At 45.3% G+C, this 7,190-nt stretch carries 6 protein-coding genes and 1 pseudogene; all 7 read right to left on the minus strand.

The window, feature by feature from the left end; translation table 11 throughout:
- Window positions 1–817, minus strand: a pseudogene (locus tag Q0314_RS09280) (polyribonucleotide nucleotidyltransferase); the annotation flags it as partial.
- Window positions 802–1,512 carry a phosphoribosyltransferase family protein gene (locus Q0314_RS09285; protein ID WP_298058469.1) on the minus strand — a complete coding sequence of 237 codons (711 nt, stop codon included), beginning with the start codon at window positions 1,510–1,512 and terminating at the stop codon, window positions 802–804. The pseudogene Q0314_RS09280 and the gene Q0314_RS09285, both read right to left, overlap by 16 nt.
- Complete coding sequence (lptD, locus tag Q0314_RS09290; RefSeq protein ID WP_298058470.1) at window positions 1,512–3,686, minus strand: LPS assembly protein LptD; 2,175 nt, start codon at window positions 3,684–3,686, stop codon at window positions 1,512–1,514. Before lptD ends, Q0314_RS09285 begins: the two co-directional genes overlap by 1 nt.
- The gene (locus Q0314_RS09295) at window positions 3,676–4,125 is read right to left on the minus strand and encodes an RDD family protein (RefSeq protein WP_298058471.1); all 450 of its coding nucleotides are present in this window, start codon (window positions 4,123–4,125) and stop codon (window positions 3,676–3,678) included. Before Q0314_RS09295 ends, lptD begins: the two co-directional genes overlap by 11 nt.
- Entirely contained in the window at window positions 4,122–5,375 is a 1,254-nt protein-coding gene (purD, locus tag Q0314_RS09300; protein WP_298058473.1) for a phosphoribosylamine--glycine ligase, read from the minus strand. Before purD ends, Q0314_RS09295 begins: the two co-directional genes overlap by 4 nt.
- A 232-nt stretch (window positions 5,376–5,607) precedes the next feature.
- Entirely contained in the window at window positions 5,608–6,240 is a 633-nt protein-coding gene (locus tag Q0314_RS09305) for a uroporphyrinogen-III synthase (RefSeq protein WP_298058474.1), read from the minus strand.
- 82 nt (window positions 6,241–6,322) lie between these two features.
- Window positions 6,323–7,190 (minus strand): hypothetical protein (locus Q0314_RS09310; protein ID WP_298058476.1); only part of this gene is annotated, 868 nt, incomplete at its 5' end.

Raw genomic sequence — 7,190 nt, forward strand, 5'->3', positions numbered from 1 at the left:
AGACGGCGACGCTCTCGTTTTCAATCTCCGGCTTTATCTCTAGCTGCGCGTCCTCTTTTTTATGCTGGCTAAATGCTTCCTCATAAGCGTTTGAGGCGCGAAGTATTGCTTTGCCAGCTTCTGCGATCGCCTCCACTATGAGATCTTCGCTAAATTCGTTCATATCCTGCATCGCTATCACGCCGCCGCCTAAATTCGGATCCATCATAGGATCTAGCGCGATAGGCATTATTTCGTCTTTTTCAGTCGCGATACTTCTCATCTCGATCATCAAAAGCTCGTCTTTAACGCCCGCCACGTAAAGATCGAGCGCCGATGTTTTTAGCTCGGAGTTGCTAGGGTTGATTACGAATTTGTTATCTATATATCCCACGCGTACGCCGCAAACAGGCGCATTTACGGGGATGTCGCTAAGATAAAGCGCGACTGAGGCTGCATTTAGAGCGACAACTTGCAGATCAACCTCGGGGTCGCAGGATAGCACCATTACGACGATTTGCGTCGGATACGCGTAGCCCTTTGGAAAGAGCGGACGAAGCGAACGGTCGATGATACGCGAAGTTAGCGTCTCAAAATCCCCCGGTTTAGTCTCTCTTTTTACGTAGCCGCCGGGAATCCTACCCGCTGCGTACGTTTTTTCGATGTATTGCACCGTTAGCGGTAAAAAATCCTCACTAACTTGCGTGTCCTCGCGAGCGACGGTGGCTAAAACGACGGTATTTTTTACGCGTAAGAGCACCGCGCCGCTAGCTTGTTTGGCGACCTTGTTTATATCGTAAATTTCAACTTGATTATTGACTTCTATTGAATACTGCATGTCCTGATATCTCCTTGTTTTTGTAATGGTATATAAAATGGACTCTCCTCTAATATGGAAAGCACGGTTTCTGGTTTTGGTTCGATTTTGTTTTCGTAGTAAAAATCCACTTCGATAAAATTTGCGATCTTATGCACGGCGTAAATTTCATCCACCAGCGGCGCGATAGCTGCGGCGACGTCGGTAGCGATGAGCGGCGTGGCGTAGGTGACTGATTTTACTCGCTCGCGCATGAGTGTTTTTAGGCAGGTTAGCGCTGTAAGACCCGTCTCGCAGCCCTCATCGACGAGCAGGATATTTCTATCCTTTAGATCGCCGATTAAATTTCCTTTTCTAAATTTATATACGTTTTTTAGGATTTTTTCGTCATATTTGCGATCCGCCTCGCCATAAACGAAATCGTAACTAATACCAAAGCTCTTAACCAGCTCATCGTTTAGCACCACGTCATCCTTTTCGCTAACCATCGCGATCTCACACTCCGGGTTATTCGGCGCAAAAATGTGCTCGCAGAATAAAATCTCGTAGCTCAAATTTAGCCCGCGAGCTATGCTGTCGACCATGATAACCGATTCTATGGATGCGCATATCATCAGATATTCGCCTGCAACCAGCTCCTTCTTGGGCAAAATTTCGAGCAACTTTTCGGCTGCTTCGAGCTGGTTTTCAAACATAAGATCCCGGTAATCGCTCATCAGCTACCTTGCGTCGTCTGTCCTACCGAAAAGTCGTAATGCACGCCGCCCATCGGATAGAAATTTATAAAGAAGTAAACACCTCTTGATTTTTTGGCGGCTGTTCCGCTGGTAGTCGTAGTCGGTTCAAGCTCCTCTTCGTAGACAAACGTGTAGTTCCAGCATTTTCTGCGGTGAGAGACGCCTAGCTGCCACTGCTTATTATAGTCGCGCTCAAGGTCATACTGAGTACCGCTAAATAGCCTATAGTTATGCGGAAGCTCGACGTAGCCGTTTAGGTGCAGATAGTTTTGCTTTTCCTGTGCATTTTTTCTTTGCATTGTGTGCCAGAGGCTAGCGCCGAATTTATCATGCGTATAGCTCGCACCGCTTTGAACTTTTTCAAAGTATTTATTGTTATAAGAGTACTCAAGCCTGTTGTAAAAAGACAAATTCGGTAGCGGATACCAGCCGATGATGTTTTTCAAATTTGAGCGTTTGTTCTCTTTGGTGTAATAACCCTGCGAAATCGTATGGCGCAAAAATTTTCTTCCGTCTTCGTTGAAGAAATACTGCGTCGCTCTGGCCGAAACCTCGTCTCTAGTATGCTGAGGATTGATAAAGCTCTGATATTTTCGTCCGAGCATGTCATAGACGTATACGTTGCCATCGTCTTCGGCTGTCTCATATCTATCTGGTAGGTCACCTTCATTATAAGCTTTAACTACGTAATCCACGCCCAAATTTAAACTATGATAGAAGCTCTCGTAAGCCTTAGCTAAGTCGGTCTGGAGCGAAAATTTATGATAATTTTCTATGTAGTTTGCGCTCCTATCCTCGTCTCCGGTCGGACGGTACATTTTCTTTGCATAGTCCACGTGGGTAGCGTATAAATAGTGATAATACGAGAATTTCAGATAATCGTCCGCTAAAGGCAAATGAAATGAAACCGGCAGGTTAAATTCGTACTGCGTCGCCTTTACGCCGATTTTTCTCGTGTAGTTGTGCGAGTGGAGATCGACAGAGTAAAGCACGTTCGGCAAAATAAAGCTATCGGTAAATTTATGATATTGAAAGCTCGGATACTCTTGAAGCGTGTCTTTATTTTCGTTCGGACTACCGATCTTTGACGTATCCGTGTAATACCTCGCATATGCGCCGAAGTAATGCTTGTCACTGCTTAAGAAATAGTTTAGTTTTGAGGTCACGAGAGGGTTATCGTCGCTACCCGAGCCGCGTTTTTTCAAATTTATATAGTCGATATCGTTTAGAGCCGCCGCATCGAGCCACAAGCCCTCTTGCAAATCCTCGTTTATCAGATGCTTAACGAGCCTGTCGCGCTCATATTTTACGTCAGCGCCCTTGTGTGTTTTATTTTTTAACGGGAGTCTTAGCGAGTTTTTCTCGATCTGTCTTTGTCGGTAGCCCTCGGTATCTCTAAATGCGCCAAGTGTCACCGAACCCTTAGAATAAGGCGAATCGGCAAATCTAAACGTACCGTATATGCCTGTACCGCGTCTAGTGCGAATTTGCGGATCAAACTGCAAGTCCCAGCTGTCGTATTCGGCGATATAGATCGGTTGTTTGTAGTAAAATCCGTCGTTTTTGCCGTAACCAAACTCAGGCGGTAAAAGGCCTGTGCGTCTGCGAGTGTCTGTAGAAAAGCCAAAATACGGCAGATAAAACACAGGGACGTTTCCTACGTAAAACACGGGATTAAAAAGGTGTAAAAATTTACTCTCGCGGTTTAGCTTGCCGCTGCTAAATTTGATCTTCCAGTCGGGGTCTTGGACGTTGCAGCTCGATACGACCGCGCCGTTTACCTCGTAAAATTTAGACGTGCTGTTACTCTCGTCACTTTGCATCCACACTTCCATGTCGCGGTTCATCATAAATAGCGTTTCGTAGTTACTATCTTTACTATTTAGGTCGATCTTTGCGTATGAGCAGCGCGATATTTCGTCCTTGTTTCTTATCAAATTTACGTTACCAAAAAGCTCCAAGATCTCTTTTTGCTGATCGTAAACAGCTCTGTCCGCGCTCATCAAATAATCTTGCGAATACACAAGCACGTTTTTATCTGCAGTAACTATACCCTTATCGCGTTTTACGTCATCAGCCAAAAGCTCGAAATTTTGAGCCGCAAAGCAACTAAAAGCCCCAAACATTAGTAACAAAAAAATTCTAGTAAACATTTATAACTACCGTTTTCGCGGCTTTATCTTGCCACGTTTGAAATAATGGATTTGAAAACGCCCATGCAAAACCTAGGAAAAATGCGTTTTCACCGATGATGCGAACCAAAGATCGAGTGAGAGAATTTAGCAAGCCTGGCTTATCGAGCAGATCGATATCCACGCACACGATCTTCATCGCGACCTTGCCGATACTAGCGCCGCAGTACCACGTAAAAAACGTCTGATAAATAACCTCGAGCAAAACGATCTGCGGTATCATTTCCATGGCTAGCGCACTGATCTGCTCGTAGTCCAGCCCATCAAATTTTTCATAGTAGACGGCATAAAACAAAACCGAGATTAAAAACTTATCTATCCCCCACGCGACGGCTCTTTTACCGACGCTAGCGAGCGTGATGTTTTCGTTTTCGAGCTTATCTATGACGCTCCTGCTCATTCACGTCCTTTTAACATCTGCCAGGCGATGTCTCTTCGGTAATGCGCACCATCAAATTCTACGTTTTCGCAAAGCTCATAGGCCTTTTGCTGCGCTTGTTTTATGCTTTTACCAAGCCCCACGCACACGAGTACTCGTCCGCCGTTAGCATAGATCTCGCCACCCTGCTCGCTCACTCCTGCGTATGCTATGTGTGAGTTTTCCGGGACGTTTTTTACGCTGATTTTAGCCCTAGGCGAGCTTGAAAAAGGATAATTTTTACTAGCCATCACGACTCCGACAGCAAATTCGTCCTTTAGTTTTACCGGTTTTAGATCGCCTTTTGCCGCGTTTAGTAAAATTTCGCCCAGATCGCCATCAATCAGCGGCATTAGCACTTCACACTCAGGATCGCCGAAACGCACGTTAAACTCAAGTACGTACGGCACGCCCTTAACCACCATAAGCCCTACAAAAAGCACGCCGCAGAAAGGATTTCCCTCGGCTTTCATGCCTTTTAGAGTCGGTTTTACGACCTCTTCTTCAACCTGTTTTATTAGCTCTTGGCTTGCTAGCGGACTAGGAGCGTACGCACCCATGCCGCCCGTATTTGGTCCCTCGTCGTTATCCTTTAAGCGTTTATGATCCTGCGCTACGGGCATGCTGACGAAATTTTCGCCGTCGCAAATAGCAAAAAAGCTAAGCTCGAATCCGTCTAAAAACTCCTCCACGACCACGCGTTTACCGGCCTCGCCAAAGCTCTCGCCGCTTAACATATCGCGAGCTGCGGCCTTTGCTTCATCGCGGCTTTGCGCAATTATCACGCCTTTGCCAGCGCACAGTCCGTCGGCCTTAACGACGACGGGAGCGGTAAGAGAGTCTATAAATTTAGCCGCAGCATCGTAATCATCGGTATTTAGATAAGCAGCTGTTCGCATAGCGTTTCTAGCTAAAAAATCCTTCATAAACGCCTTGCTGCCCTCGAGTCTAGCCGCAGCCCTGCTCGGTCCAAAAATGTTTAAATTTCGCGTCTTAAAGATATCCACGACGCCGTCGCTTAACGGCGCTTCGGGGCCGACGATCGTTAGCTCTATTTGTTCTGATTGGGCAAATTCTGCGAGCTGGTTATAGTCTTTGATTTTTAGATTTGTGCCAAGCTTTGAGGTGGCTCCGTTGCCTGGAGCAAAGAAAAGCTCGTTTTTGTGGGATTCTTGAAGTTTTAGAGCTATTGAGTACTCGCGCCCGCCGCTTCCGATTATCAAAATTTTCATAATTTCTCCAAAAATAAAAAACCCAAGTGAGCGGTGCGCATATAAGTGGCCCGAAAATTCAAAGCCAACCTTGCAAATAGGCGGTTCCTTTAGGTCGCAACTTCTCGCGCTCGCACGCTCAAACGAAGCCACGTCACACAGTTCCGCACATCTTCGCCGATACTAATGTGTTGGACCCTGTAAAAATACGCTGCCAAATCACTCAGGCAAGGTTATTATATAAAATTTTAGCTTAAAGTAGCGTTTTTGCGAGGCTTACGCAGGCATTTATATTTTGCTGAGTACTCACTGCGGGTGAGGTAAAAATTTCTAGCTCTTTTGCCGTCGTAAGCCCTATAGCAACGGCTTTATAGCTCTCATCCCAGCCAAAATTTCGCGTAAAATTTCGCACTGCTGAGGGAGCGGTAAAAATAATCGCCGAATTTTTAGGCGGCTTTTGCTCCTCGCAAAGCGGCTTAAAAACGTTTTCGTAAGCGATTATTTGCGTCAAATTTACGCCGCTTTTTCGTAAAATTTCACCAACGCTCGAAGCCGTCTCGCGCGCTCTTAAAAATAGCGTTTTTTTGCCTTTTAGAAACGGTGCGATCTCGGCGGCAAAGTCGTTTCCGTGAGCGTTTTTTGCGGTATAAATTTGAGCAAAGCCAAATTCGCTAGCCGCACGGCTAGTGCCGTCGCCGATGGAGTAAATTTGCAAACTAGCGGGCAAAATTTGATTAAATTTTAGCGCGTTTACGGAGTTTTTAGAGGTCAAAACCAGCGCGTCAAATTCGGCTAAATTTACGCTAAATTTATTAAATTTTATCTCGTTTAAAACCAGCGTCTTTACGCCTTCAAATTCCAAATTTGACCCGACCAGATAGATCATTTTCGCCCTTAAATTTATGATTTTGCGTCCAAATTTTACCGCAAATCCTCAAATTTTAAAAGCCGTAGCCAAAAAGCAAACTCTACTTCGCCGCGTCGCGCCTACTTAGATACTCTTTTGCTTTTTGTTTTAGCGCTTTATACAGCTTGCCGGCGTCCTCTGCGCCGTATTTTTTCACCAGTCCGTTGTGAAAATCGCCCAAATTTTTACTCTCAAACGCGATTTTTCTAATCTCTTGCTTTTTAGTCTCGTCTATCTTGAGCGATGGTTGCGATTTTACCGTATTTTCAGCTTTATTTTTTGCTTCGTTTTGCGGTGCGTTAGCTTGCTTTGATTTTTGCGGCGGACGCTTGTTTGATAAATTTTGCCCTTTTTCATCCGCTTTAAGATCCTCGCTAGAAGCTTTGACGCTCAAATTTTGCTCCGCGTCTTTCGGCTGCTCGGTAGGACCCGGATCATCGCTCAAATTTGCTTCTACGGCCTTTGCCTCTTGCAAATTTTCACTATTTGCCGCTACGCCGTTTTCGCCCTCTAAAGGCTGCGGTTTTTCTGGCTCCGAATTTTGCACTATTTGCGAGCGATTTTCTAAATTTTGCTCTTTTGTCTGGGCGACTTGAGCGTGTAAAACCTCGCCGATTAAATTTGGCTCCGTTTTTAATTTTTCTCTCTCGTCAAGTTTTTGCTCATCGCCTTGTGTTGATGACCTCGATTTTGCGGAATTTGGCGCTGCGATACGCTTTACTTCGCCTTTTTGCGAGTTTTCTATTTGAGGTTTTTTGTAAATTTTCCTCGCATCCTCTTTTAACGCGTTATACACGCCGGCACCGTTTTTACTGCCGAATTTTGAAATAAATTTCATATGAAGCTCGCTGAGGCTACCTGAGTTTCGTATCAAGATCGCGATTTCGTCTTGATTTTCTTCGATGAGCTGCGCCGTATGCGAGCGGTTG

Source organism: uncultured Campylobacter sp. (assembly GCF_938040115.1).
Taxonomy (GTDB): domain Bacteria; phylum Campylobacterota; class Campylobacteria; order Campylobacterales; family Campylobacteraceae; genus Campylobacter_A.